Source organism: Shewanella electrica (genome assembly GCF_022321485.1).
Classification (GTDB): domain Bacteria; phylum Pseudomonadota; class Gammaproteobacteria; order Enterobacterales; family Shewanellaceae; genus Shewanella; species Shewanella electrica.
On record NZ_JAKOGG010000482.1, the window covers coordinates 1 to 256 of the forward strand.

Below are 256 nucleotides of genomic sequence, written 5' to 3' on the forward strand. Positions count from 1 at the left end.
GTTCGACACGCTGTCTCTCAGGATCGGAAGAAGCCAGACGCGGCCGGGCTGGCCCGGCTTCTGCTGAGCAAGGTTCAGAGGCAGAATTTCCAGGACAGCGGCCGGGCCCATTGCGTGCACCGCTCTCCCAAGGACCTGGTCCGCTTCTTTCTTCCCATGGAAAGTCTCAGTTCCGCGTAGCTCGCCAATGGTCTTGACGATGTCAGTCAGGAAAGGTGAGGACCTCCATTTGAAGGCGTCGAACATTGCCGACAGG

1 protein-coding gene is annotated in these 256 nt (G+C 59.4%); it reads right to left on the reverse strand.

Annotation, left to right across the window (positions count from 1 at the left end):
• On the reverse strand, window positions 1-256 hold a 256-nt coding region (locus tag L9G74_RS21255), incomplete at both ends, for an RRP12 family protein (RefSeq protein ID WP_238898758.1).